The 819-nt window shown below is 47.6% G+C and carries 1 pseudogene; it reads right to left on the bottom strand.

Going from position 1 to position 819, the window contains the following annotated elements:
- Positions 1-125 precede the first annotated feature (125 nt).
- Positions 126-194, bottom strand: a pseudogene (locus ACOTXT_RS22465) (peroxiredoxin); the annotation flags it as partial.
- Positions 195-819: the final 625 nt, after the last annotated feature.

Here is an 819-nt window from a genome sequence, read left to right as displayed (position 1 = left end):
GGGCCAAAATCAGCCACGAAGAGACGATTTTGGGCTGAAAATTGGAAAATTGAGCCACAGGACGTCGATAAAGGACGGTTTGGGGCGTCATATCGGGAGCTGCGGACCACTTAATCGCAACTTCCTTCGATGAACTCACCGTTTTTGAACGCCTGGTTTTTGAAAGGTTTAATTTTAGTGTTAATCAAAGACATCAGTACTTCCTCCGTGTTTTCGTTGAGATGTAAGGTAACCAACTTTATCCATCGGGGCTAATGCGTATGCTTTATCAAATCAATCAGCCAAACCTTACAACGCCAACAAGACAACCTTGTGAACGGAACTAACGGAAAGCCTGAACGTAAAAAGGCCGCCCTGGTGGGCGGCCCTGATACCTGAACTTTCCACAGGAACTTTCAGTGCCAGCCTGGGCTGGCGTTGCGTTGCGCTCTACATACCTTATTTCAGGCCGTAACAGCGGTTTGATTACAGCACCGGTTTTCAGTTTGGGCAATGCGTCACGCCGGCATTCCGCCCTATGGCTGTGATAGGTTTTACCGAATAGCCTCCGCGTCTGCCTGACTCAACGAGAGGCTTAATAATGAGAATGAGTTGCAATAAGTGGTCTGCCTGGTGGCCAGAACGAAAGTGACAATAATGAGTCACAGCGAATGTATAACCAATAATGGTTATTTGAGAACAACGCCGCAAGTTTTAAGGAAGGTGCGAATAAGTCCGAGATGTGAGATCATCGTGTTGTAACCTGAACCCAGAATGAGTAACCGGATGAGCCAGCAACTGACTTTTGCCGACAGTGAGTTTTCCAGTAAACGCCGCCAG

Origin of the sequence: Enterobacter cloacae complex sp. IR5422 (assembly GCF_049238165.1) — a bacterium.
In the GTDB taxonomy this organism is placed as follows: domain Bacteria; phylum Pseudomonadota; class Gammaproteobacteria; order Enterobacterales; family Enterobacteriaceae; genus Enterobacter; species Enterobacter roggenkampii.
This window is presented reverse-complemented; position numbering and strand designations above follow the sequence as displayed.